Source organism: Paenibacillus sp. RUD330, assembly GCF_002243345.2.
GTDB lineage: Bacteria > Bacillota > Bacilli > Paenibacillales > Paenibacillaceae > Paenibacillus_O.
Map to the genome: position 1 here is coordinate 1,068,315 of NZ_CP022655.2, position 25,734 is coordinate 1,094,048.

General features: G+C 50.6%; 16 protein-coding genes. 9 read left to right on the forward strand and 7 right to left on the reverse strand.

Annotated elements, in window-relative coordinates; all coding sequences use genetic code 11:
• Positions 1 to 127 precede the first annotated feature (127 nt).
• Positions 128 to 505 (reverse strand): hypothetical protein, encoded by a 378-nt coding sequence (locus CIC07_RS04705; protein WP_076358763.1) that lies wholly within the window; start codon positions 503 to 505, stop codon positions 128 to 130.
• A 208-nt stretch (positions 506 to 713) separates the two neighbouring features.
• On the opposite strand from CIC07_RS04705, the gene CIC07_RS04710 reads away from it, so the two are divergent.
• Positions 714 to 1,961 (forward strand): sialidase family protein, encoded by a 1,248-nt coding sequence (locus CIC07_RS04710; protein WP_234993038.1) that lies wholly within the window; start codon positions 714 to 716, stop codon positions 1,959 to 1,961.
• A 129-nt stretch (positions 1,962 to 2,090) separates the two neighbouring features.
• Here CIC07_RS04710 and CIC07_RS04715 read toward each other — a convergent pair whose 3' ends face one another.
• The gene (locus CIC07_RS04715; protein ID WP_076358764.1) at positions 2,091 to 2,576 is read right to left on the reverse strand and encodes a DinB family protein; all 486 of its coding nucleotides are present in this window, start codon (positions 2,574 to 2,576) and stop codon (positions 2,091 to 2,093) included.
• A 192-nt stretch (positions 2,577 to 2,768) separates the two neighbouring features.
• Here CIC07_RS04715 and CIC07_RS04720 point away from each other — a divergent pair, with 192 nt between their 5' ends.
• From CIC07_RS04720 to CIC07_RS25310, 8 genes are all read left to right on the forward strand, one after another.
• Positions 2,769 to 3,236 (forward strand): RidA family protein, encoded by a 468-nt coding sequence (locus tag CIC07_RS04720; RefSeq protein ID WP_076358765.1) that lies wholly within the window; start codon positions 2,769 to 2,771, stop codon positions 3,234 to 3,236.
• A gap of 277 nt (positions 3,237 to 3,513) precedes the next feature.
• Positions 3,514 to 6,153, forward strand: coding sequence for a glycoside hydrolase family 2 protein (locus tag CIC07_RS04725; RefSeq protein ID WP_076358766.1), 2,640 nt, complete (start codon positions 3,514 to 3,516; stop codon positions 6,151 to 6,153).
• 320 nt (positions 6,154 to 6,473) lie between these two features.
• Positions 6,474 to 8,891 carry a fibronectin type III domain-containing protein gene (locus tag CIC07_RS04730; protein ID WP_121235027.1) on the forward strand — a complete coding sequence of 806 codons (2,418 nt, stop codon included), beginning with the start codon at positions 6,474 to 6,476 and terminating at the stop codon, positions 8,889 to 8,891.
• Positions 8,892 to 8,920: 29 nt separating this feature from the next.
• The gene (locus CIC07_RS04735; RefSeq protein ID WP_076358768.1) at positions 8,921 to 11,296 is read left to right on the forward strand and encodes a S8 family serine peptidase; all 2,376 of its coding nucleotides are present in this window, start codon (positions 8,921 to 8,923) and stop codon (positions 11,294 to 11,296) included.
• A 27-nt stretch (positions 11,297 to 11,323) separates the two neighbouring features.
• Entirely contained in the window at positions 11,324 to 16,771 is a 5,448-nt protein-coding gene (locus CIC07_RS04740; RefSeq protein WP_083688546.1) for an RHS repeat-associated core domain-containing protein, read from the forward strand.
• A gap of 13 nt (positions 16,772 to 16,784) precedes the next feature.
• A complete protein-coding gene (locus CIC07_RS04745) occupies positions 16,785 to 17,111 on the forward strand; it encodes a hypothetical protein (protein ID WP_076358771.1) in 327 nt (108 codons plus the stop codon).
• A 923-nt stretch (positions 17,112 to 18,034) separates the two neighbouring features.
• Positions 18,035 to 19,285 carry a glycosyltransferase family 2 protein gene (locus CIC07_RS04750; RefSeq protein WP_157742018.1) on the forward strand — a complete coding sequence of 417 codons (1,251 nt, stop codon included), beginning with the start codon at positions 18,035 to 18,037 and terminating at the stop codon, positions 19,283 to 19,285.
• Entirely contained in the window at positions 19,285 to 20,985 is a 1,701-nt protein-coding gene (locus tag CIC07_RS25310; protein ID WP_234993039.1) for a glycosyltransferase family 2 protein, read from the forward strand. The genes CIC07_RS04750 and CIC07_RS25310 overlap by 1 nt, the downstream gene beginning before the upstream one ends.
• Positions 20,986 to 21,172: 187 nt before the next feature.
• Here CIC07_RS25310 and CIC07_RS04760 read toward each other — a convergent pair whose 3' ends face one another.
• From CIC07_RS04760 to CIC07_RS04780, 5 genes are all read right to left on the reverse strand, one after another.
• Complete coding sequence (locus CIC07_RS04760) at positions 21,173 to 21,841, reverse strand: class I SAM-dependent methyltransferase (RefSeq protein WP_076358773.1); 669 nt, start codon at positions 21,839 to 21,841, stop codon at positions 21,173 to 21,175.
• 151 nt (positions 21,842 to 21,992) lie between these two features.
• Entirely contained in the window at positions 21,993 to 22,727 is a 735-nt protein-coding gene (locus CIC07_RS04765) for a class I SAM-dependent methyltransferase (protein WP_076358774.1), read from the reverse strand.
• A 188-nt stretch (positions 22,728 to 22,915) separates the two neighbouring features.
• Complete coding sequence (locus CIC07_RS04770) at positions 22,916 to 23,521, reverse strand: hypothetical protein (RefSeq protein ID WP_094248339.1); 606 nt, start codon at positions 23,519 to 23,521, stop codon at positions 22,916 to 22,918.
• Between the two features lie 78 nt (positions 23,522 to 23,599).
• Positions 23,600 to 25,030 carry a HAMP domain-containing histidine kinase gene (locus CIC07_RS04775; RefSeq protein WP_076358776.1) on the reverse strand — a complete coding sequence of 477 codons (1,431 nt, stop codon included), beginning with the start codon at positions 25,028 to 25,030 and terminating at the stop codon, positions 23,600 to 23,602.
• Positions 25,027 to 25,722 (reverse strand): response regulator transcription factor, encoded by a 696-nt coding sequence (locus CIC07_RS04780; protein WP_076358777.1) that lies wholly within the window; start codon positions 25,720 to 25,722, stop codon positions 25,027 to 25,029. Before CIC07_RS04780 ends, CIC07_RS04775 begins: the two co-directional genes overlap by 4 nt.
• Positions 25,723 to 25,734 lie beyond the last annotated feature (12 nt).

Sequence of the window (25,734 nt, forward strand, 5' to 3'; positions counted from 1 at the left end):
CGCTTTCTTGCTTATGTATGAAAATCAGAATGAGAGACTAAGGATTATCTGTGGCTTGCAGCGCAAATAAGATGGCCGAGCAACAAAATTCCCGGCGGGAAGCCGGGCCGGGACATGAGGATGCCGCCTACATCAAGATTGGCGTCAGAGCCGGTATGACGGTCATTTTCGTCTGCGGGTAGCCTTGTTCCTCGACTAGGTTCCCGAATTCATCGATGCCGAATGTCGAGAAGATGACGTTCGCCAAGGCCGTATTGTTGACCAGCTGCACCTCGTAGGCGATGTTTCCGCTGACATTGAAGCTCCGGATGTCGGCGCTGTAGGCAGGCACGACATAACCCGTCACATAGATCGGCGTCAAGACCAGAGTGGTCGATGGTACGACAAAAATCTGCACCACGACCGAAGCTGGGGCCGCCGTTTCGTTGCGGCTGCTTACCACAATGTTTGTCGCCGCCGTTCCCGTCGCCCTCGTATTCGTAACAATACCCGTCGTCAAAGCCATTCGGCATCACCCTTTCATTGGTTTCTATCAATCTATGAAAGCAGGCGATGAAATGCTTGGGTTCGTAGTAGCAAAGGGCTCGCAATAAGGATTTACAGAAAAAAATCTATAAAAAGTTATGGCAGGGGGCAGTTAAACCAATCCGGTAATGAAGCCGGAGCATACGGTAGAAACATGGATGCTTAAATTTGTGAAAGGAGAGTACGAGTTGGCCAATTTCAATTTCCAGGTCACTCCGAGCGGCGGCAATCCCGCGTTCGAGCCTGCGATCGCCGTCAATCTGCTGAATCCATCCATCATGGTGGCGGTCGCCACGGATACGAGCTCCGGAGTGCCGCAGACCGGCTTGTATGTATCCCAGGACGGAGGCGCCAACTGGACCGACAGCCTGCTCCCGCTCCCGGCCGGCTTCGCAGGCGCGGAGGCGGCTGTAGTCGCTTATGCTTTCCCGAACACGTTTTATGTGACGGCGCATGTATTTCCCGGCAACAGCGACGGCACCTGCGTCATCTATACGTCCACGAATAACGGAGCGACCTTCAGCGCTCCTGTCGTCGTCGGCCCGGGATACGGCACCTACATCAACAACGACGAGACCAATGTGCTGGCAGACAACGGGCAGGCAAGTCCCTTCCTCGGCAATGTCTACGTCTCATACAATCACCAGTTCAATGTCGCGAACAACAGCAACTCCGTCGCCTTCCTCAATCGCTCTACCGACGGAGGCGCGACCTGGGACCAGCCGACGCTGCTGTCCAGCACGACGACCCAGATCGAGCGCCCGGATATGGCGATCGATCTGGTGGGCAACTTGTATGCCTGCTGGATTACCGTCATTGCTCCCGCGAATTTCTTCGTCCGGACTTCGCTGGACGGAGGGGCGACGTTCGGCAGTCCCGTGCTGATCAGCGCTGTCTCTCTCGTTCCGACGGTGCTGCCGGTTCCGGGCTACGCCTTCCGAGTGCTCACATTCGCCAATATATCCGCGGACCGGTCCAACGGTCCTTATTCGGGAAGCATTTATGCTGTCTGGCAGGATTACCGGCAAGGCTACTCCGATATTTTCATGAGCATATCCAAGAATCTGGGCCTCAACTGGTCCGCTCCGGTCAGCATCACGGGGGCGCCGGCGGGGTCGCAGAATTTCTTTCCTGCCATCGATGTCGATCCTCTGACGGGGGGCTTGAATATCATTTACTACAGCAATCAGGTGGACGGATTCGACCTGGACGTCTTCGTGGCCCGCTCGGTCAATGGCGGCCAGAGCTTTACGAATACGCGGATTACCGATGTCTCCTTCAATCCCAACGGCACGAGTCCGACGCCGGTGACGCTGATCGGGGATTACATCGATATCGCGAGCGTTCCTCCCGGTGGATACATCGGCATTTGGACAAATACGAGCAATTCCCAATATATCGTAGCGGGATATTCCAATATCGTCATCACTCCTTAGCGTTTGGGACGCAAACAAACAGGGCTCCTGCCGGAAGCCCTGTCTGTATGTGCGAATTAATATTTGCTGCGGGAAGCTCCCCCGGTCAAAGGAAGCGTCGAGGCGAGCAGCCGCAGCGGCCGAGGCTGCTCATGGGGCTGCCGGAGCGATCAGGCCCTTCTCGATGAAGTTGGCGGATACCGGCTTGCGCCCGAGCTCCCGCGACCAGACCGACAGCTGGCCGATATGGTGGATTTCATGGGCGACGACATGCCTCATCACCTCGCCCCAAGACAGCAGCCTGACTCTGCCGTCCGGCAGGGCATTATGCAGCGGCTTGCGCTCCATGGAATCGTCCCAATCGCCGATGAAGCCTTCGATATCCGCGCGGAAGCGGCGGTCGAGCTCGCGGACCCGGGCCAGCGTCGCATAGTTCCGGAAATCCTCCTCGAAGTCGGGCTTGCCCTGAAGCGTCTGCAGCCAGCTCCATTCCACATCCACGATGTGGAAGAGCGTCTTCAGGATGCCGCCGGCGCCTCCTGTGCGGACTTGCAGCAGCTCGTCCAGGGACAGTTCCCCGCACCACTCATACCACTGCTCTCTAACGATCCAATTGTAGCGGAACCAGGCTTGCATGGAAATGACCTCCTCGAATAGGCTTGTATCCTTCTACTCTATCATAGGAGAGCCGATTGCCGGCGGTAAGAAACGGGCGTAAAATAATCCTGAGCCGTCATGCACGCATGTTCAAGGGCTATGGCCAAGAACGGTTTTCCTGTGCGTGCAGGCTTCATTCTTGCCGTGGATATGGATGTAGGGGGAACTGGGATGACGGATAAAGGCAATGTGGAAGCCCGCTTGGCCGAGCTCGGCATCGTGCTCCCATCCGCAAGCGGACCGGCGGCAGCGTACGCGAACTGCGTCCTGGCCGGAGGGCTGTTGTTTGTTTCCGGCAAGGGGCCGGCGGGGCAGCCGAAGGGCAAGCTGGGGACCGAATTCACGACCGGGGAAGGCATGGAGTTCGCCCGCAAGGCCGGCATCGAGGTGCTGGCGGTCGTCCGGGAAGCGCTCGGAAGCCTGGACCGGGTCAAGCGCGTCGTGAAGATCCAAGGCTTCGTCAACGCATCGCCGGAGTTCGAGGAGCATCATCTTGTGCTCAACGGCTGCACCGAGCTCATGCTGGACGTGTTCGGAGAAGAGAAGGGCATGCATGCCCGTTCCGTGCTGGGAGCCGCTTCGCTCCGGAACAATCTGCCCGTCATCCTCGATTCGATCTTTCAGGTCGAAGAGGATTGAACCGGCACTTCAGCAGGGGAGGGAAACCTTCTCCGGAGCTTTTTAAGCATGGCCGCCTGGACCTTGCCTGGTCCTGGCGGCTTTTTTTGTCATGCTTGGTGTTGAACCTCTAAACCTCTAAACCTCTAAACCTCTAAAATCATGAAACCTGAGCCGCCTGAGCCGGTTAAGGATCTAAATCCTTTCGCCATGCGAACCATTGTTGAGAGAAAAGTTTAAGTATGTTAACATTTTGTTGAAAACTGTCTACGATATCAAGGCAAAGGCGGGTCGCTTAATGGAATTGAATCTGAACGGCATGAAATGGGAGCTCAAGGGCTTCTGGCCCTGGGTGCCGCTCAAAGGGACAAGCATGGAGATTGGCAATGAGCTGCTCGGCGTCACGGAATGGATGCCGGCGGCCGTGCCGGGAGGCGTGCATCAGGATCTGTACCGGGCAGGGCTGATCGAGGACCCTTACCGCGACCTCAACAGCCTCCATTGCGAGTGGATCGAGAACCGCTGGTGGGTGTACCGGGCTTCCTTCGAACGTCCCGAGCCTGCGTGCGAGCAGATCGAGCTGGTGTTCCAAGGTCTCGACTACGAGGCCATGATCAGCATGAACGGCGTGTATCTCGGCGAACATAAGGGGATGTACGAGCCGGCCGTCTTCAACGTGACCGACAACATCAAGCTGAGGGAAACGACCGAGCTGCAGATCGTCTTGAAGCATGCGCCGGACGAAATGGGGCAAATCGGCAAGACGTCCGAAACCTTTACGCAGAAAAGCCGCTTCAACTACAAGTGGGATTTCTCCACCCGCCTCGTGAATACGGGCATTTGGGACGATGTCCTGCTGCGCTTCCATCAAGCGGCATCGCTCGGCGAAGTCGCTCTCCACACCGACTTGAGCGGGGGAGAGGGCATCATTCGGCTGTCGGCGGAAGCCGTCCGGCGCGGGGAGCCCGCCGGAACGCTGCGCTGGCAGGTCGAGGTGGAGCCGCCGGAAGGGAGATCGGCGCCGATAGGCATCGTCGTCGATGAAGCGGTGCAAGGCTCCGAGGGGGCCGCTGTCATCCGCATTCCCGAGCCGGCCGTCTGGTATCCGAACGGATACGGCAGCCAGCCTTTGTACCGGGTGTCGATCCGGCTGCTGGACGATACGGGAGTGCTGGACGAGCGTGTGATGAACGCCGGCATCCGCAGCCTCGGCTACGTCCGGAACGAGGAGGCTCCTGAAGACTCGCTTCCGTACACCTTCGTCGTCAACGGCGAGAAAATCTACATTCAAGGAGCCAACCTGACGCCGCTCGACCATCTGTACGGAAATGTCGGACCGGAGAGATACGAGTGGATCGTACGGCTGGCCAAGGATGGCGGCATGAACATGCTGCGCATCTGGGGCGGCGGCATCATCGAGAAGCCGTACCTGTACGAGCTGTGCGACCGCCACGGCATCCTGATCTGGCAGGAATTCATCCAATCCAGCTCGGGCATCGACAACGAGCCGTCCAAGAAGCCGGCCTTCATCGAGCTGCTCGGCCGGACGGCCGAGACGGCGCTGAAATCCCGGCGCAACCATGTGTCGCTGACCGTATGGAGCGGCGGCAACGAGCTCATGAGCCTGCAGAATCGGCCTTCGACCTACGGAGACTCCAACCTGGCCTATTTGCGGGAGCTGGCCGAGGTGCATGATCCGCAGCGGCTGTTCCTGCCGACCTCGGCGTCGGGACCCGTCCAGTACATTACGGCGGAGAAGGGCGTAAGCCACGATGTCCACGGCCACTGGAAGTACCAGGGCAATCCCGGGCATTATGAGCTGTATGGAGACGCGGACCATCTGTTCCACAGCGAATTCGGAGTGGACGGCGTCAGCTCGGCGAAGAGCCTCCGCAAGTTTTTGAGCCCCGTCCACCTGAAGCCGGTCTCGATGCAGGACAACCTCGTCTGGAGGCATCACGGCGAATGGTGGGATACCTACGGCCGCGATACGGAGCTGTTCGGCGAATTCGCGGACCTGCCCGCCTATGTGCAGGCGAGCCAGTGGATCCAGTCCGAAGGGCTGCGCTTCATTCTGGAGGCGAACCGGCGCAGGGCGTTCCGCAACAGCGGCAGCATCATCTGGCAGCTCAACGAGCCTTGGCCGAACGCCAGCTGCACGAATCTCGTCGATTATTACATGGAGCCGAAGCTGGCCTATTACGGGGTGCGCAAGGCATTCGAGGGCTCCCATGCGTCGCTGGACTACCGCAGCCTGACCTGGCGCGCGGGTGAGCCGTTCACGGCGGGGGTGTTCGCCCATTTCGCCGATGGGGACAACATGGAGATCGAGGCGCAAGTGCTGGATACGGCGGGAAAGGTGCTGGAGACGAGGTCCTTCACCGCTTCCTCCGAGACGGATCCGCGGAGAGGCAGCGGCGGGCTGCGGCGCCGGAGCTCCGCCGAGGCGGGGCGGCTTGAGTTCGCGGTCCCGGACACCCGCGACGGACTGTTCCTCATCCGGCTCCTCTACGGGCCGGAACGCAAGGATAACGTCTACGTGTTCTCGACGCTGGCGGAGCATCCGTTCCGTCCGGCTCTGGAGCTGAACGGGGCGAGCCTGGCGGTCGAACCGCTGACGGGCTGGGAGCCCGAGGCGGGGTTGCTGACGGGCTTGGGGCATGAGTGTGCCGGAGAGGCTGCCTCGGGAATCCGTCCCGTGGTGCGCCGGTACCTCGTGCGCAACGAAGGCGCTTCGGCCGCGCTGCATATCATGCCCGAGGAACGCACAGACCGCTGGTGGACGCTGGCGGACGAGGCCGGCTTCATGCTGCTGCCCGGCGAGAGCCGGGAAGTGTCGGTCGCCTGCGCTCTGCGGGTGAACGATGTGTTCAGCGGATCGCTGGATGCTGCAGAGGCGGAGGTGCCGGAAATAGAGTTTAACTCCCTGGGTCGTTAAACTAAAGAGGTTTGAGTGAAAGGAAGCCGCGAGAGATTCTCGGCTTCCTTTCAGTTTTTATTTTTATAATACAGGGAGAATTAAAAACATATGGATATACTAAGTGAAGCTATATAATACTGTAATATTTTATTAATTATCAGTATATAAATTTTAAATTATCTAAATATTAATAGTTAAGAGGAATTGATTGATTATGTATTTATAATTTCATAAATCATTATCTAACATCAGTATAATTTTCTTGCGGTTTTATTAAAATCCACTATATACTAATTCTCGCTGATAAAATTTTAGGTGATTAAATAAGGAGGATTTCAATGAGAAAAAAGGTTTTTTGTTTATGGTTTCTAGCATTGATTTTAATGCTCAATGTAACTTCCGTTGTCGGTGCAGTAGGAAGTAGTCAAGTATCTGTTAAATCAATAAATGAAGGAGGAGCAATCTCAAAAGAAGGGATTAACCAGGAAGAGACAAAGCAACTAGAACGAGTGCCCCCCAACGAGGAAACTGCTACTGTTAGTGAAAATGTTTACAATAAAAAAATGGAATTTGATTTATTAAATATAAGTAATGTATTAGAAACTCTTAGCAAGGAGGCATATAATCAACGTAAACATGATTTGTTTGAAGGAATAATAAATTCTAATTATTCCTTACTAAGGAAAAACATTGATTTCCATAAAAAAAATGACTATGAAAGTATTAATTCTTTGTTGATTGAATACAAAAAATCAGTAAAAACGTTCGGTAAGGAATTGAGTTATGATTTTAACGATGATTTTGGCTTGAAATCGCCTCCTCCAAGTCTAGTCAATCCTGATCAATCTGTGGCCATACAGTCTCAAACGCCAATCCTCAATATTGGTACTACTCCTATAGTGGACACATCTAAAGATACGTTATGGTCGTTTACTCCGCCTTCAAACGGTACGTATCAATTCATTGTTACTTCGGCATTATCGCCATCCCCATCTATTAGTGAAAACTTAGATATTGACTTTTTTATCTGGGATAAAAGTTACTTAGACGTTACTAAAAATTATAAATCCGGACAAATAATTGCAACAGTCAATTTAGAAAAAAACAAGACCTATAACCTTGAGATCATCGCCAATATGTTAGATCAAAGAGTATGGATAACCGCGGTTAAAAATCCAACATTAGATTTAAACAGCTTTATTGATATTGAATTGCCTCTAAACCAGTCTGCTGTTTATAAATTTACTCCTGATAGTTCGGCAATGTATGAGTTTTCGATCGCTCGGTTTGGTGGATTTGGATACGATATAACAGGCTATTATATGGCGGTATACGCTGATGAGAATTTAACCCAACTGGTGGTCGATGATAGTACGGATGTTTTTTTTAATGCGCAAGCTGGAAAAACCTATTTTATGAAGTTGGAAGCAGTCGAACAACCTCTCACGGCAAGAATTCAAGTTTACTCCTGGGATCAAGCAGTGCTTGTTCCAGATATTCCTCGGAATGTATTCAAAGATATAGATACTACTGTTTTTGAGTTTTCTCCTAAAAGCACAGGTGAATATCTTTTTTCAACCGATTTTTACCGTGGAGAACAAACCAGTCATTATCCCCCATATACATCAGTTGGTATTTATGACGAGAGATTTATAGAGTTCTATGGTGGAGGTAGTGGGGGGGCCACAGTTCAGTTAAAAGCAGGACGTGTCTATTATGTTAAAATTAAAGATTACTCAGGAAAATCAGACTTCAGTATAAATGTTAGTTTGAATAAAAAAGGGATATCGGAAAACACTCCGTATGATCTCCTGGAACCACAGGGGATAACGGAATATGTTAAGTATACGCCAAAAACTGCCAGTAACTTTGTACTATGGACCTCCCCTTACGAAGGTGGAAACAGTACAAATGATACTATTATTAACGTATACGCCGATTCTAATTATTCTGTCTTGCTCGCAACAAACGATAATTATAATAATACTACTTTTTCTAGAGTAGATATGAAGATGGATGCAGGAATATCGTATTATATTGGAATAAAATCATATCAGTCTCTATCGGCACGATTCATGGTTTCAACTCTTTCCGATGCGATTACTCCTACGAATCTTGTTTTTAATGCATTAAGTGTTAGCAACTTTGAATTAACATGGAGCGCTCCTCGCGCCAACAGTCACATTATTAAGTACGAAATTTATAATGGAAATGAGCTGTTTGCTACGGTGCCAAATGGCCAGCTAGGTTATGTATATACTGGAACTGAAGACGCTACAGGTTACTCTCTCTCTGTGAGAGCTATAGACGCATCAGCAAATAAATCAGAATTTAGCAATTCGGTTGTTATAATTTATAGCAATTCCTATTCAACACCATCAAACTTGAAAGCAAAAACAGAAACTAGTACTTCAATTATTTTGAAGTGGGAAACCGAAAAGGATAAATTTGTGACGGGATATGAGATTTATAATAAATCGACACTTATAGGATCTATAAGTAAAGATAGAAAAAATTATATTATTACTGGGCTGTCCCCAAATCAAGTCTTGCGCTTGAGCGTAAAAGCTGTCATTCCGGGAAAGAACTCGATTATCAGTACTACAATAAATGTCGTTAGTCCCGGGACTAAGCTTCGCTACAATTATGTGTTAGGTAGATTACAAAGTATATCGGTTGAGGCTACAAAAGAAATTATTCAATCCTTTGCATATGATGATAACGGAAACCTTAAGCAGTCAATCTTAAGTGTCTAAATCGCCAGTCTAATATTGGAGGCTCATCAATGATCAAGCTAATAAATAGATCCTTATCTGTGTTCTTATTATTAATAATTATTTTCTATTTCATATCTCCGGAGACTCCGGTTTCATATGCTAAAAATTCTGCCGACGAGTACTTGGTTGGTATGAAAAAGGATGCGGATGTGCAATCAATATTAAGTGCTAAGAAAGTTAAAAAGAAATTTAAGAAAAAAATGAAGAAACAGAATACAGTTATTGTTGAACTAGATGAAGAGGAAGTAAAATTGCTTCAAAAAGATTCTAATGTAGCATTTATCGAAAAAAACGAATCGGTTTCTATTCAAACAACTATTTCTAGCCAAGATACTATGGATAATACAAGCATGGGATCCGAGGTTACCCCTTGGGGAAATGTTGCTATTGGAGCGAATATGCTTGAGGAGAACATAAAGCAAGGAAACGGGATTAAAGTAGCAGTCTTAGATACTGGTATTGCCTCTCATCCTGATCTTAGAATTTCGGGTGGAGTTAGTTTTGTAGAAGGTTCTACAAGTTATTCTGATGAAAATGGACATGGAACGCATGTGGCGGGAATAATATCAGCGCAGCATAACAAGGAAGGAATTGTCGGGGTAGCGACTCGTGCGGATTTATATGGCATTAAGGTTCTTAACGCAGCCGGGAATGGTACATACGCACAAGTAATTCAGGGTATTGAATGGGCAATTGACAATCATATGAATATTATTTCTATGAGTTTTACAGGAGCTGCTGACAGTGAAGCATTGCATCAGGTAATAAAGCAAGCATCGCAAGCCGGTATTATTTTGATAGCGAGCGCGGGCAATTTAGGCAGTGGAGTTGAAACGGAGATGTATCCGGCTAGGTATCCTGAAGTCGTTTCCGTAGGTGCCACAACACAAAAAAATGTACGAGCTAATTTGTCGAGTACAGGAAATGAGCTCGATATCATGGCTCCTGGGATTGATATTTACAGTACATATAAAAATGGATCTTACTTACAAATGTCGGGGACATCAATGGCCGTTCCGTATGTTACGGGGGCAGCAGCTGTTCTATGGTCACAGGATACATCTAAGAGTGGACAAGAAATCGTAAACAATCTATACAGTAACTCCACTCCGCTGGGTTCGCCACATGATTATGGCCACGGTCTTGTCAATCTGGCAAAATCATTAGGTTTAATAAACTCGGATATACCAGCCTATGATCTGGGAGCATATGATTCGACACAACCAGAAGTACCAGGTGGGAGCGAAGTCCAAATAAGCGCGGTTACACGTGGACAGTTAGTTTTGGTATCCACAACGGCTCCGAGTACTAAGTCAAGCTATACCAAAGTCGATATTGGTATAGATAGTCCTAGTTCAACACGAGTGTGCGGAACAACGCTCACAGGAACTTTTAATGCGGGATCCACTGTACCTTCTCCAGCTTACTCATGTAGTTCCTCATATTCATGGCCTCTAGGGACATATACAGTCAAATTTACTTTTTACTATAGCGGCGGGACAGTTCCATTTCAAAGTTCATTTACTCTCACTCCTGAAGCTCCATCATTAAGCACATCTTATACATCAACTAGAACATCAGTTAATTTCTCTTGGAACTCGGTTTCTGGTGTTACAAGCTATAAAATAATTAAAAATGGAGCATTAGAAGCGCAAACATCTTCAACAAGTTATATGATGTCAGCGCTTAGTCCTGGCAGTACATATAACGTACAAGTAAAGGCTGTAGACCCTAGTGATTCAAATTCAGGTGCGTATTCGAACACAGTTCCAATGACAACTAAGCCTGCATTGATTGCTCCTAATGCTCCACAGATATCTAATATCACAGCAAATTCATTTATAGCAACTTGGAATGCAGTGCCAGACGTTGATCAATATAAAATATTGATTAATGGTGCTTTATATAGTAGCTATTCATCGACAATTGCCACCATCACTGGGCTTAATTCCAATACCACGTACAACGTGCAGGTTAAAGCAGTTGATAAATATGATCCAACCTCAACTTCAGGTGCTACATCCGCCCCGGCATATCCTACAACGCTTCAAGCACCAGGACCAGCTGATTTTACAGCAACATTTGTTACATCAACTACAATCAAGGTATCATGGTCACCTTACCCAGGTGCGCTTTCATACAACCTAGTAGTAAATGACGGATCGGTAAATACAACCTACTCCTCTATTCAAAACACTTATACTACGGTTTCCTCATTGACTATGGGGAAGACATACACGATAAAAGTATATTCCAACAATGCTTCTGGTACCTCTCTTCCTAGTCAGCTTACAGTCACTACAGATGGAGCGGGAACGTTACCAATGACTATTATTCTTATCGTGGATGGTCAAGCTGTGAATGCACATCCGTACAAGGGCTAATTTATAACATTAATCAGGAGAGATAAAATGAGAATCAGAACGATAACCTACCAATCAATCTTGGTTATGCTCATCATTTCAGTGATGATGAGCATAATTCCACCTAGTATTATAAAAGCAAATAATAATGATCCTGAACTGCAACAGAATAAAAAAGAACAGCAACAGAATACCAAAGAAAAGAAAAAGAAAAATAAAAGTAAGGAGATTGCAGATACATTCAGTGTTCAAGAAGAAGAAGTGCAAGCGTATTTAAATCAGGGTTATACAGCTGATGAATTGAATGTAGCTCTGTCTAAACAAAACCAAGAAGCAATTCCACTAACAAAGGCTTTAGGAAAAGCCAAAAAGATTAAAATTAACCGTTCCAAAGACACAAGTATAATTAAAGAAGGGGATTCCTACGTACAATTTGGTGTCACCAACTCCCTTTCTGCAGCAGCAGAACAGCCAGTTTCGCCAGTTAAAGATGAAACTTTAAAGAATTTGGACATAAAACAAGATCAAGCTCCATATTCCGTAAGTGCCAGCACCGGAACATCAGTTTCAACTATTAATGGCAGCGTCTCTTCGTCATCAACTGATTTTATTTTGCCTGGACGGAACGGGCTGTCTTTTGCTTTAACACGTTCCTATAATTCTTCAAATGCCCAGTATTACGATGTTAGTCGATCCTATTATAATGATAGATATGGAGAAACAGTTAAGTTTAAAGCAACTGCTAAACAATATGTACTTGTTTTTGCCCCTGTATTTCAAATGAGGCATAATCGAGATTATGCGGATTGCAATGGAAATGTTCTATACAGGGAATTTATTGGAATGGACGAATGGACCTTAGAGAAGACAAGTTTGTCGGAATCGGAAGCACAAAATTTGACAGATAAAGTTATAAGAGATAAGCCTACTTATACGGGTAGTTTTTCTTCATGTTCCAACAACCAGAAAAAGCGTGACGTATTTATTTACAATATCAATAGTGCTTATAACGCAATCGTAGACGAACAATATCAGAACGTACTTAGTCGCGGTGAGTTTGATAGTAATCTGTTTACGCAACATGTGGAAGCTGTTAACAAAAAAGCGGAAATTGACCGTCTTGCTGGTTCTACGACTGAATACTTAAAAGGAGATCTTGTAAAAGATAATGGTGGTTATAAGTATTACAGATACTATATTGATGCAGGTTCAACAGCTACTATAGCTACTGTACCAATTGGAAACTGGTATCCATATCAAACGACATCCAAGACATTCAGCGATATGAATTTCCCTATCGGTAAAGGATGGAACTGGGATCTTCCCTATATTATAAATAATAAGAACATAAATCTTGGTAATGGCGGACAGTATGAAATAAGTGGAACCAAGCTTAAAGGATATGCATGGAATGACTTATCCATACTATCTGAAAGCGGAACGGTTTCAGTAAATCAGACCAGTCAATCATATACGCATGTATTAAGTTCGATCGATGGAGTGAAAAAATATTTCAATAACTCTGGCCAAATAATTAAAATCACGGATAAATACAATAATTTTATTGATTTTGGTTACGAGAATGTGCCTGTATATGGGCAGAATTTATTAACGAGTATTAGTGATCCGATTGGAAACAAAATCACGATTCGCTATACAACAAGTGAAGTTGTCCTTGCATTGGGTGATCGGACTGTCACATATAAGAAGGCCTCCATACAAAATAATGGAACTACAATTGAACTGCTAGATCGAGTCACCGACCCCGAAAATAGGATAACCCGTTACGAGTATAAGCAAGCTACAAACACAAGATATAACTTACTCAGTTCTGATGTGAATTCCGGTATTTATAATGGTTATGCATTGTTGGAAAAGATCTATCATCCTACAGGTGCCGAGTCCCAAATCAAGTATGAAAATCTCCCAACTACAAGATATATTGGGCCCAACGCCATTAATCAGGAATATCGAGCACAATGGACAGAAGATCATATCGTTATAACCAATCCAGATACGCAGGCTGCAACTTTTTTGACAAATAATCGCATTAATTATTCCTATCCAAGCGATATCGCTTCTTCATATGGTGAAGATGCGTTCTTTTCTACTAGTATGGACGATGGGCTTGTTCAAACTGTATACCAATATGAAAAAGATTATATTGATGAAGATAATCCAACTGTCTATTACAATACGAGCGTTAATCAAAAGCAAAATGGGCTGCAAACGACGTACTCTAATGAGTTTGATCGAGGACGTAAAATGACTACACCAATTAAAACAACCACAGAGTACAAGAACACTCAATTAGGTTCTATAAGAACGGAAGCGACCAGTCAGTCCTTTGACGATGCTGGGAATCTCTTATCACAGACAGCCAAAAACGGGATCAGTATTCAATACACGTATTTCCCAGGAACCCATTTAGTACAAAGTATTCTCCAACCTATTGATAAGACTCGGAAAGTCTTTACGCAGGTTTCGAGAACGGGTCTCAATGATCCAGAAACGATTGAAGTTAGAGCAGATAATAGCAACGGCGCTTTATTGAGTAAAAAGAGCTACAGTTACGACAGCTACGGGAATGTCACCAATATTAAAACGAATATTGATGCCACTAAACAAACTGTACAAGAGTTCGCATATAGTGAGGTGTACAAAGGTGCATTCCTTACGGGGCAACAAGCTTCCGGACGCAACAGCTTTGACGAGCCGTTCACTGTTAAATCCGCAGCAGAGTATAATGCGCTGACAGGTCAAATAACAAAATATACAGACGGGAAAGATAATATTTACTCGTATTCCTATGATAAGATTGGCCGTGTCAAAACGGTTATTAATCCTGAAAATCGTTCAAGCTCAGTGCAATACGACGATATCAATAACATTGTGACTCAGGTCAATGAAGTCGGAGCAAAAACCGAAAGCCGATATGATCAGTTGGGGCGGTTAGAGCAACAAGGAGTTTTTTCGAAGGAACCAGGCGACAAGGCAGCAACAGCAACGTACAAGGCAAAAGTTAAGAAATCATATGATGCATGGGGAAGAGTAATATCCGACGAGGATGCATTGGGAAATAAAACAAGTTATGAGTACGTTTCTCTTCCTAGCGGAGTGAAGCAAACGATAACTTCTCCCAACAATAACAAATCTATTCAAGAATTCAACCCAATTGATTTAACAACTATTGCGATTGATGGACTTGGGAATAAAGTGGTTACAAGCCAAGACATTATGGGCAACCCTGTAACTACAACGTCAACAGAAGTGAATTCGGATAGCATGGCAGTTATGAAAACTACGGATTGGAGTCAAACTTTTGACTATTTGGGTAATGTTCTGACTCTAAAGGATACGAAAGGTAACATCACTGAATATTCGTATGATTATCTTGGAAGACTCAGCTCGGTTAAGAATGCGCTAAAAGAAGAAACCAAATACCAGTATAATTGGGTAGGTGGTTTAACCTCCATCCAGAATCCAGATGGATCCTTAATAACGAAGCAATATGATGACTTAGGAAGGCTTAGTGTACAGTTACGGCCTGATATGAAGCTGGAGAAGTTTAAGTATGATGGAAATAATAACGTCGTATTACATCAAGACAAGAATAAAAATCAACTTACGTATTCTTATAATTTCCGAAATCAGGTTCTAACTTTTAATGATGGAGATTCGACGGATGTATTTACCTACACACGCGATGGTTTGAGAGAAACCATGCAAGATCCGACTGGATTAACGACTTATGATTATGATTTGTATACTAGACAATTAAGTAAAGTAACTTATCCTGATCTTAAGACGTTATCCTACTCTTACGATGAGCGAGGAAATGCAGCGTCATTAACTGGACCCTTCAATGATTCTGCAAGTTATGGATATGATCCAGAAAATCATCTGGAGAAGATTAATAACGGTGTTGATGCCCAGTATCAGTATTTGGCCAATGGAGCATTAAAACAAACCACGCAAGGGAATGGTGTCGTTGGCGTTTATCAATACGAAGGCTTGAGGTTGAAGTCGCTTTCCTATTCGAATCCTAGCTTGAGTGCGGTTAATTTTAGCTATGATTATGATAAAAATGGAAATATGACTTCTATGATTAAAAATGAATCCATTACTCATGAAGATCATAATCAGTATTCATATGGATATAGCTTTGGCTACGATAATTTGAACCGAATTCAAACCTCCAGCCAAAACAATGAAGCCTATGAATATGATTCTCTTGGGAACCGAAAAATATTGCAAAGTGATCAAGTTCAGGGGTTGGAAAACTCAGCTTATGAATACAATAAACGTAATCAATTGAACAAAGTAACAATTTATGGTAAATCACCGGTTACCTACCGCTATAATGGTGACGGGCTTATGGTCGAGCGAACGGAAGATGAAAAAAGCATACGTTATTATTACAGCGGCACTGACATCATCGCTGAAGGGAAAGTCAATAGTGATGGTACCGTATCCAAGATTGCTGCTTATGTTCGAGGAAATGGCTTAAGCTATCGAGTAGATCAAGATGGTAGCAAGGCGTACTACGTAACAAATGGGCATGGAGATGTTGAGTACCTTCTGGACTCGAAGGGGAAAATCTTAAATTCGTATAAGTACGATCTATGGGGTAAACCAGTTGAGAAAGAAGAGAAAGTATCGAATCCATTCCTTTACGCAGGTGAGTACTACGATGCTTCTACAAATCTCCAATACTTAAGAGCTAGATGGTATGATCCTAGTGTGGGTAGATTTATCAATGAGGATACGTATGAGGGTAAGTTAACTAATCCTTTAAGTTTCAATTTATATACGTACACAGCTAACAATCCTTTGCTTTACATTGATCCAAGTGGACACGAAGCAAAACCTGGGGTGTGGGCAGGAGCATTGATTGACATCGCTAGACAAGAAGGGGCAAGTTCCCAATATTACTGGGATATAAAAAATGAAATGGGTATAAGTAGAAAATGGGGGGATGTTCGCCTAAGTAGAAATCAATTTATGTACCTGTTTAACCTAGCAACAATGACAATTTGTTCTGACAATGGTGGCTGCAGAAATGCTACAGCTGCTGATGCTAAAAATGGATACACTGCAGATTTAGCAGCTTGGGCAAAACGTGAATTAATGTATGCATATGACAAAGAATATGTTGAGTCTTATGAACGAATTGAAGATACTGTTTTAGGCCTTGTGGGCGCAACTGAAAGAGTTGGTAATACAGTAAAAGGTTGGATAAAGCGTGAAACCTTTAAGGAAATAAGGGCAAATTTAAGTAAGGAAGCTCAAAAGAAATTTGCTGATTCGATGAAAAAAGGATTTGTAGGAGAATTTGGAGCTAACGGAATCAAAAGTTTAAAATCAACAGGTGGTATTGACGGATATATGTATGAAATTAAGATAAAAGGAAAGTATGGAACATGGCGAGTTTTGGGTAATTATGATGAAAAGACAGGACATATTATTTTTGATAAATTAAAAGATACACACTAAGGAGGGAAACTAATTGTTTGATATAAACGCATTAAAAAATTGGATGTTAGGACATGATATAGAACTAATCGTTTATAGTAACTTTTGGTCAAATTTTGAGTCGTATAAGTTAGAAGAGCCAGTGGAATTTAATAAATACTTTAGTGACTATAATGTTAGTAGTCTTCAAACAAAGATTATCTCAGTAGCAATAAATTTTAGTGGGAACTATCCGGATTTCAAAAAAAACCATGTCATTATAACAATTGACATGGAGTATTATGGTAAGCAAATTGGGTATTACAAATTACTTTTCAATGAAGATGGTTCTATTGCAGATGATTTTTTTGTAATATACTAAGTGAAAAGCTATGGTTTGTTGAACATAGTAAGACTTTGATTGGGATTCTTGATGTTACTTCGAGAGCTGGGCATTATACATTAGAGCCGTGGCTTAAACTTGTGGCATACCCGCCTGTGCAGGCACTACATCCCGGATAACTTTCACTCCATACGAATGCCCGCGGGATGTTCAACCTGGAGATGGAGTTCTCTACACCCGCTCTGCCACGGGCAAACTATGCTCTACATTCAGTCGGGATTTCCAACTTAGAGGCTATTCTTCAGGAACCGATGACAAATCTCCATTAAGAATCAAAGAACGGCAGCCGGGTGAATCGGCTGCTCAGAGTGTCGAGAAAGTCTGACAGACTTTCCGGCACTTTTATTTTTTATTTGGAGGGTCTCATCATTTTAAAGAGAACCGATTAAAAAGCATTGACAGACAAGTTATAAGATTGTACTCTAGCCTGATTTAAATGCTAGGAGAGACATTGGGTTATCAAAGTATGGACAGCCGATTGACCCCCTGCTTCAAATTTACTGTAGAATTATAAAACAGAGAAACCACATGCGATTATTGAATTCTACCCCGTCAAAGAGACAGTACAAAAAATAAAAACTTAATTAAGCGAACGTAGTCCTGAAATCTATGGGACTGAGGCCGTTTAGCTTTGTGTGTAAAGTTAGTTATTTTAAAAATGGATATAAATTACAATTACATCCCCCCTCCTTGAACCCTTCATGCCTTTAATCTACCAACCCCGACGGTTGGCCAGGTAAACCTTCTCTATACCCCCAATGCCCCTCAGCCAGATCTCATCCACCATCGCGGATGGAGAGGGAGGCTGGCATAACAAAGGCTTTAGCCGAATACCTATGAGGAAGGAGCAGGCCGGACAAGCGGACGAACCGGACGGGACGTGCGCGAAAAGGGGGCGGAAGATGAAAACGAGCATTGTCATCCTGACGCATAATCAGCTGGAGTATACGGTTAGATGCCTGGCGAGCATCATCTCGCACACGAAGGATTACGAGCTGATCCTCGTCGACAACGGCTCCACCGACGGCACGCCCGAGATGATCCGGCGAATGGGCTGCAAGGCCGTCTTCAATGCCGGCAACGCCGGCTTCGCCAAAGGCTGCAACCAAGGCTTGGAGCTGGCCGCGGGCGAATTCGTGCTGTTTCTCAACAACGACACGGTGGTGACGGAGGGCTGGCTGGATGCCATGCTGCATGCGCTGGAGTCCGACCGAACGGCCGGGATGACCGGCCCGGTGTCCAACTATGTGAGCGGGCAGCAGCAGGTGGAAGCGGATTACGGTCCCGGCCTGGAAGGGCTCGGGGCATACGCCGCCGCGCGCTCGGCCGCCTGGCAGGGCAAAATCATGGAGGTGCCCCGGCTGGTAGGCTTCTGCCTGCTGCTGCCGCGCGATCTGGCGCTGGAAATGGGCGGCTTCGACGAGCGCTTCGGTCTGGGCAACTATGAGGACGACGACCTGTGCATGAGAATCCGCAGCCGCGGCTACAGGCTGGTCGTCGCCTGCGATTCGTTCATCCACCATTACGGCCACGTGACGATCAATGCGCTGGAGGATTTCGACCTGACGGCATTGCTCAGCGTGAATCGGGAAATCGCCCGGCGCAAATGGGGCGAGGATCTGATCGACCTGATCTACAAGGCCCAGCCTGCGCTGACCTTATGCGTCGGCGCCGGTCCGGATGCCGGGCAGGAGCAGATGGAGCGGACGCTGGACAGCATGGCCGGACTGGCCGACGAAATCATGCTCGTCCACTATGGAGGCCGGGAAAGCCGCGAGTCCGTGCACCGGACGGGCTTGATCCGCAATCTCAAGACGGTCTATGCCGAAGCCGAAGGGGAGCAGGGAGCCGAGGCGGATGGGGTGGCGGCCGGACTGCGCGAAGCCGGCCGTGAATTCATGCTGTGGCTGCGGGCGGGCGAGGAGCTGCACCGGGATGATGCGCTGCCGTTCCGAAGCTTCAGGCGCAGCCTGAGCGCGGACGTTCCGCTCGTTGCGTTCTCCTCGCTGGGCTCTTCCCAGCCTGTTCGGATGGCGTTATGCCGCAGCGGCCTGCACTGGGACGATGCGGCTGGGCTTGCGTCGCCCGTCGGAGATGAACGCCCGCATCAGCTGGACATCCGGGTAGGCGGCAGCGCCTGGGCGAATCCGTGATGAAGCGCGGGCAAAACGTTCCCCTTGACGGGGCCGGAATGCGGCTGCTCAAGCCCGGCGTAACCTTCGAGACCAAATGTTACGAGGAGGATTGGCGGGAGCTGCTGCAGACGGATCGGCTGAGACGGACGATCGAGCGCCATGCGTTCCCTTTTGCCGAGAAGGTTCTGTACATCAACAACGTCAGCCGCCCGGAGCTCGTCGCCCGGCATGCGCAGCGCCTGGTGGATGAAGGCGTCCTGACCTCTTATGCGGTCGTGGAGGCATGCAGCGGGGAAGCGCTGGATTTCTTCGGTCTGAGCGAGGACAGCTTTGCGGGAGGCTATTATTATTCCATCGCGGAGCTCGTCGCCATCTACCGGTGCCGGACGGAATATCTCCTTCATTATTCGGGAGATTCGATGCTCGGCGATACGCTGCCCTGGATCTCCCCGTCTCTGGAGCGGATGCGCGCCCAGCCTGCCCTTGTATGCGCGAGCCCGGTTCCCAGCGGCGACGAGGAGGGGGCGCGGCAGGAGGCTTTGACGGCCGATAAGGATTTCTACATCGGCTACGGCTTCTCCGACCAGTGCTATCTGGTCCGGACAGAGGATTTCCGGGCGAGGATCTACGGGGAAAGCCATCCCGCATCGGCCCGTTATCCCTCATACGGGGGGGAGCTGTTCGAGAAGCGTGTGGATTCGTGGATGCGGAACAACGGATATATGCGCCTCGTGTACCGCCATGGCAGCTATATCCACCAAAATATCAGGCGGGATGTGACGGCAGAGGCGGAAGGGGCGGCGGAGCCTGTGCTGGCCTGCTACCGGTCGGGCATGGCGGCGATGGAAGGGCTGGATTACGAGTCGGCCATCGTCTGGTTCCGCCTCTCCCTGACGGCGGCTTCGCGCCTCTGGCAGCAAGGAAGGGAGACGGAGCGTGAGCTGAGATGGCTTCCGCATCTGCAGCTGTCGGTCTGCTACGATCGGCTCGGCAGGACAGAGGAGGCGCATGCCAGCAACGAAGCCGCTGCGGCATACGCTCCTTCCGGGCATTTCAGCATCGAATATAACCGGGCTTATTTCCGCTCCCTGATGCTGGATTCCGCCCAGGCGGAGCATCCGCCGGCAGAAGAGGGGGAGGCGGCCGGCGGGACGCTGCTCTCCCTGTTGATTCCTTCGTTGCCGGAGCGGAAGGAGCGGCTGGATCCGCTGCTGGAGACGCTGGCTCTCCAGACCGCAGGCAAGCCGGTCGAGCTGATCGTCATGACGGACAACCGGCGGCGCAGCACGGGAGCCAAGCGCAACAGCCTGCTGCAGCAGGCGCAGGGGCGCTATGTCGCTTTCATCGACGACGACGACCGGGTATCGGAGCGTTATGTGGACGCGCTGCTGGACGCCATGGCCGGCCGGCCCGAAGCGGACTGCATCGTTTTCGAGGTGATGGTGCATGAGGGCGGCAAGCCGCCGCGCACCTGCCTCTACGGCGTGGAATACGAGCATGGGATGGACGAGAGCCGCTACTACCGCAAGCCCAACCATCTGATGGTCTATAGGCGCGAGCTTGCCTTGCGGCATCCGTTCCGCGACATCGGCTACGGCGAGGATGACGAATGGGCGGCACGCGCTTCGCGGGACATCGTCGATCAGGCCAGAATCGACGAGGTGCTGTATCATTACGACTGGGTCGTGAAGCCTCTGAGCTGGTACGACCGAAGGTAGAGCTGCGAGGGTCGATGCGAGGCTGCGAGGGCGGGTGCGAGACAGCGAGGACGGATGCAGAGCTGCGAGGGCGGATGCGAGGCTGCGGGGACGGATGCAGGGCCGTTCAAGCCCGGCGATGCGAGCTGGATTTGCGCCACGTAGAAAGGCTGCCGCGAGGCAGCCTTTTTGCGTTGCGGAGCAGGGCCTATTCCGTGTCCATATAGTAGCGGTTCAACGACTGCCATTCGGCGAACAGGGACTTGGCCGCATCGGAGAGACCTTTGGGAGCCAGAATGCCGAGACCGGCGGAATGCTGGAAGCGCCTGGAGGGATGGAGCGCCGCCAGCTCTTCCCACAGCTTCCAGACGCCGAAGTCCGCGAGCCTGACCTCCGTGTCATGCAGCAGCACGATGCCATCCTCGGCCAGCTTCGGCAGCCAGCTCTCGTAATCGCGGCGAACCGCTTCGTACGTATGGAGGCCGTCGATGTGGAGCAGATCGATGGAGCCGTCCGCAAAGGCATTGAGAGCCTCGTCGAACGCCGCCCGGCGCAGCGCTGCTTGCGGGTACAGCGCCGCAGCCCTCGAGACGAGGCTGAACACCTCGCCGCCGTAAGCGCCGGAGTGGATATCCCCCTCCCAGGTATCGACCGCATGAAGCCTTGTATCGGGAGATCCGTCCTTGGCGCCTTGGCAGAAGCTGAAAAAGGAAGCTCCGTAATGGGTTCCGAGCTCCACGACGGCGGCGGGCCGGGCGTTGCGGATGAAATCGTAGCCGAAGCGGAGATGGCCTCTCCATGCGGATTCGGAGCGGAACAGGGGAGACAGCGCGTCGGTTTCAAAGACCGGGTCGTAGCAGATCCAATCGAGGTTCAAGAGACGGCCTCCTTCAAGAGCGATGACAAGCACTATGGGAAGCTTATGTTTCCGAACGGGATTTCAGAAGCGGAACCGCTTTTCAGCCGTTGCCTTCCGCAAGCAAACACCGCCATGGGAGCAGCGGCCCGCTGCTTGACGATACATCCGTTCACCGCTTCTTCGCCGCGATCAGGAAGAACATCGGCCGCCGGACTTCCTCCGCCCAAGCCGGATTCGCCTCCAGCATCTCCCCGGTCGGCGCAAGCTCCGACAGCATCCTGATGTCAAAGCCCCCTTCAATGAGGGCGTTCAGGTAAGAGGAGACGGTACGATGGTACTTGATGACGTCGCTGCCGAGAAAGCGGGAATTCCGCAGGCCCTGATCATGATAGCGGTCCAGAGGCCAGTGCAGCTTTTCGCCGTCCGGGCCGTAATGCCAGTCCTGCGCCGCGAGGGCCGTATAGACGGGATGCTCCACCGATAGGATGAAGTCCCCTCCCGGCGCGAGTGCAGAGCTGATTTTGCGCACGGCGCCGGCAAAGTCCTCCACGTAATGAAGAGCGAGCGAGCTGATGGCGACATCGAATTCCCCTTCGGAAAAATCAATGTCCTCAATCGCCGACCGGCGGTATTCGATGGCGGGGTCGTCGGTCATCTCCCGGGCCCGCTGCAGCATATTCTCCGACAGATCCAAGCCCAGCACCGACCGGGCTCCATGCTGCCTCGCATAGCGGCAATGCCAGCCGAAGCCGCAGCCGAGATCGAGCACCCGCTTGCCTTTGAGGCCGGGCAGCATGCCGCGCAGCGTGCTCCATTCTCCGGCGGCATCCAGGCCGCCCAAGGAGCGGGGCATTTGGCTGTAGCTGGAGAAAAAATCCTTGTCGTCGTATTTGTTTTGCTTCATGCGGACAACGCCTCCCTGATCAGGTCTATACCTACAGCATAGGCCAAAGGAAAGGGGGATAGCCAGGGGGAAATCGGATCTATCCAAACGCAGCCGGTTCATCTTGACCCTGACGGAAGCCGCTTGCATATAAAAAAATCCCGTCAACAGGCAGGCGCCCGGACGGGATCGCGATCAAGGGGAACCGATCAAGCTGCCGGCACAAGCGCCGACTCGATCTGCCGATGCAGGTCGAGCAGCTTCGTCTTTTCGGCGACGATCTGCTGCCGCAGCGAAACGATGGACTGGATCGCTTGCGCGACCGCAGCATGGTCCTTGCCGGCCTTGGCGATCTTCAGCTTGGCATGCTCAGCCTTGATCAGCTCGCGGGCGGCGGCGAGGGAAGCGCGCTCGGAGCGGATACCGGAGCGGGTGGCGGCGAGCTTTTCCTTCAACGTCTTTTTGTCGGCGGCAGACAGCTGCTTGAGACCGGCATGAATCTGCGCGCGGATTTCCTTGAGCTGCTTGCTCAAGGCGGCGTTCTGCTTGCCGAGAGAACTCAACTCCGCTTTGAGAGGCTTGATCTCCGCCTTCCATTCCGCCGCTGCCGAGGAAACCTTGCTCGCCTCCACGGTCGCCGCTGCCGTCGTCTTGGCGGTGATCGCCGTTGCCGTCGACTTTACCGTTGCCGTTGAATTCGCCGCAGCCGTTGATTTCACCGTTGTCGTTGCCGCAGCCGCGTGAACCGCTCCGCCGCTGGCCAGCACCGATCCGATGACGAGGGCGGCCATGGCGCCCGACCATTTCTTGTTCATTCCATCCATCTCCTCTGCTGCTGAGTACGGGGCTCGGGATGAATGCCCGATCCGCCTTGAATCCAGAATAACGGCCAGTTATGTCATGGATGTGTCATCGCCCGCCGAAGGAAAGACAACGTGGAAAGAAGTGCCCTCGCCGGCCGTGGATGTCACTTCGATCCTTCCTCCATGCGCTTCCGTGATATGGCGGCTGATCGTAAGCCCGAGCCCCGAGCCGGAGCTGCCGCTCCTGCTGCCGTCGGCTTTCATGAACCGGTCCCAGATGCGGGGAAGCATCTCCTCCGGAATCCCTCGACCGTCATCCCGGACGGCGAATCCGACCTGGCTGCCGTCCTGGAAGCCCGACACGGCGATGGCGGTTCCCGCATCGTTATGGCGGATCGCGTTGCCGATCAGGTTCAGGACGACCTGGCGGATCCGCTGCTGATCCCCTCGAAATCGAACCGGCAGCGAGTTCTCTCGGACCGTCCAGCCTTGCCAGGATAGCGACATTCCCGCTTCCTCAGCGGCCGGGGTCAGCTGGAGCACGCATTGCTGAAGCAGCTCCCCGAGATTGAAGGCGGTCATCCGGTAGCGGACGACATGCTCCTCAAACTCCGTCAGCTCGGTCAGGTCGTCGATCAGCCGCTGCAGCCGCCGGGTTTCCGAGAGGGCAAGCCGCGTGAATTCCGACTTCTCCGCCTCGCTCATGATGCCGTCGTCCATGCCTTGCAGGGCGGCCCGTACGGTCGTCAGCGGCGTCCGCAGCTCGTGGGTGAGATCCCCGATGAAGCGCCGCCTGCCGGCCTCTACCCGCCCGAGCTTGTCCGCCATGCCATGGATCGTGCCGGCCAGATCGGCGAGCTCGTCGCGGCCGCGGTAGCGCGCTCTTGCCTCGAACCGGCCTTCCGAATAGCTCCGGGCGACCCGGCTCAGCTCCAGCACCGGACGGGTGAAGGCGCGGGAGACGAGCCACAGCACGAGGGAGACGGGAATCGCAAATACGAGGGATACGAGCCAGAGAGCCCTCTGCAGCGGACCGACATAACGGACGGCTTCCTTGACCGGGCGGTAGACGAAGCAGGAAGCGGCGGTTTCTCCTCCGCTCTGCAGCGGAAAGCCGCGGATCAGCATCGTCGTTCCTTGCTGGCGGGCGTAAACCTTCTTCTCCTGGATCGTGCCGCCCTCCATGACCGTCCGCACCCATTCGCGGACATCGGGCCGGGCTCCGACCTCTTGGATGCCTGCCTTCGAGAAATTGTACCGCTTGCCTTGGATGCTGATCTGAAGCGAGCCATGCTTCTCGAGCTGCTGCAGCCGCTCGCGGAAGGCGGCAGGCTTCAGGCGGCCTTCCTGCACCTGGTCGAACAGAAGCTGAATGTCCTGGCCGGCGTCGGCGAGCTGCTTCCAGCTCCGCTCATAGGCTTTCTGCTGGATGAGCCAGCTGGTCGCCGCCGTCAGGCTCGCGATGATGAGAATTCCGATGAGCAGATAGGACAGCATCCATTTCCATACGAGCGATCTCATGCTTCGTCCGTCCGGTCGAGCTTGTAGCCGACGCCCCAGACGGTCGAGATCGACCAGCCTTGCGCCGGCTGCAGCCTCCGCCTCAGCCTCTGCACATACAAGTCCACGACCCGGTCGTCGCCTTCGAAATCCAAGCCCCATATCCGCTCGATCAGCTCGCTGCGGCTGCACACGAGCCCGGGATGGCGGATCAGCTCCTGCAGCAGGTCGAATTCACGCCGGGGAAGGTCGATCATGCGGCCCCCGAGCGTCACCGACCGGCGTTCCGCATCCAGGCGCAGATTGCCGGCGCGGCATGCGGCTCCGGATGCCGGCGGCTGTCCGCCGCGGGAGCGCCTGAGCACGGCGTCCACCCGGGCCATCAGCTCGCGGGGGTCGAACGGCTTGACGATGTAATCGTCCGCTCCGAGCTGCAGGCCCTCGATCCTCTCCTCCAGCTGGCCGCGGGCGGTCATCATGATGACCGGAATCCGGCTGCCTTCCGCCCGAAGCTTCCGGCATACCTCCCAGCCGTTCAGCTTCGGAAGCATGAGATCGAGCAGGATCAGGGCATATTCTCCGTTCTCCAGCATGTCCAGAGCGGCCCTTCCGTCTGCCGCCGCCTCCGGTTCATACCCGCTTTTCCTCATGTAGAGAGCTGTAATGCGGACGATGGAAGCATCGTCGTCCACGATAAGAATTCGATCCGTCACGCCGAGTCGGCT

Excerpts from the sequence above, each read along its gene's own strand:
- CIC07_RS04735 (WP_076358768.1), top strand. The coding sequence starts at position 8,921 with ATGATCAAGCTAATAAATAGATCCTTATCTGTGTTCTTATTATTAATA.
- CIC07_RS04725 (WP_076358766.1), top strand. The coding sequence starts at position 3,514 with ATGGAATTGAATCTGAACGGCATGAAATGGGAGCTCAAGGGCTTCTGG.
- CIC07_RS25310 (WP_234993039.1), top strand. The coding sequence starts at position 19,285 with ATGAAGCGCGGGCAAAACGTTCCCCTTGACGGGGCCGGAATGCGGCTG.
- CIC07_RS04720 (WP_076358765.1), top strand. The coding sequence starts at position 2,769 with ATGACGGATAAAGGCAATGTGGAAGCCCGCTTGGCCGAGCTCGGCATC.
- CIC07_RS04705 (WP_076358763.1), bottom strand. The coding sequence starts at position 505 with ATGGCTTTGACGACGGGTATTGTTACGAATACGAGGGCGACGGGAACG.
- CIC07_RS04740 (WP_083688546.1), top strand. The coding sequence starts at position 11,324 with ATGAGAATCAGAACGATAACCTACCAATCAATCTTGGTTATGCTCATC.
- CIC07_RS04775 (WP_076358776.1), bottom strand. The coding sequence starts at position 25,030 with ATGAGATCGCTCGTATGGAAATGGATGCTGTCCTATCTGCTCATCGGA.
- CIC07_RS04750 (WP_157742018.1), top strand. The coding sequence starts at position 18,035 with ATGAAAACGAGCATTGTCATCCTGACGCATAATCAGCTGGAGTATACG.
- CIC07_RS04715 (WP_076358764.1), bottom strand. The coding sequence starts at position 2,576 with ATGCAAGCCTGGTTCCGCTACAATTGGATCGTTAGAGAGCAGTGGTAT.
- CIC07_RS04770 (WP_094248339.1), bottom strand. The coding sequence starts at position 23,521 with ATGAACAAGAAATGGTCGGGCGCCATGGCCGCCCTCGTCATCGGATCG.
- CIC07_RS04730 (WP_121235027.1), top strand. The coding sequence starts at position 6,474 with ATGAGAAAAAAGGTTTTTTGTTTATGGTTTCTAGCATTGATTTTAATG.
- CIC07_RS04765 (WP_076358774.1), bottom strand. The coding sequence starts at position 22,727 with ATGAAGCAAAACAAATACGACGACAAGGATTTTTTCTCCAGCTACAGC.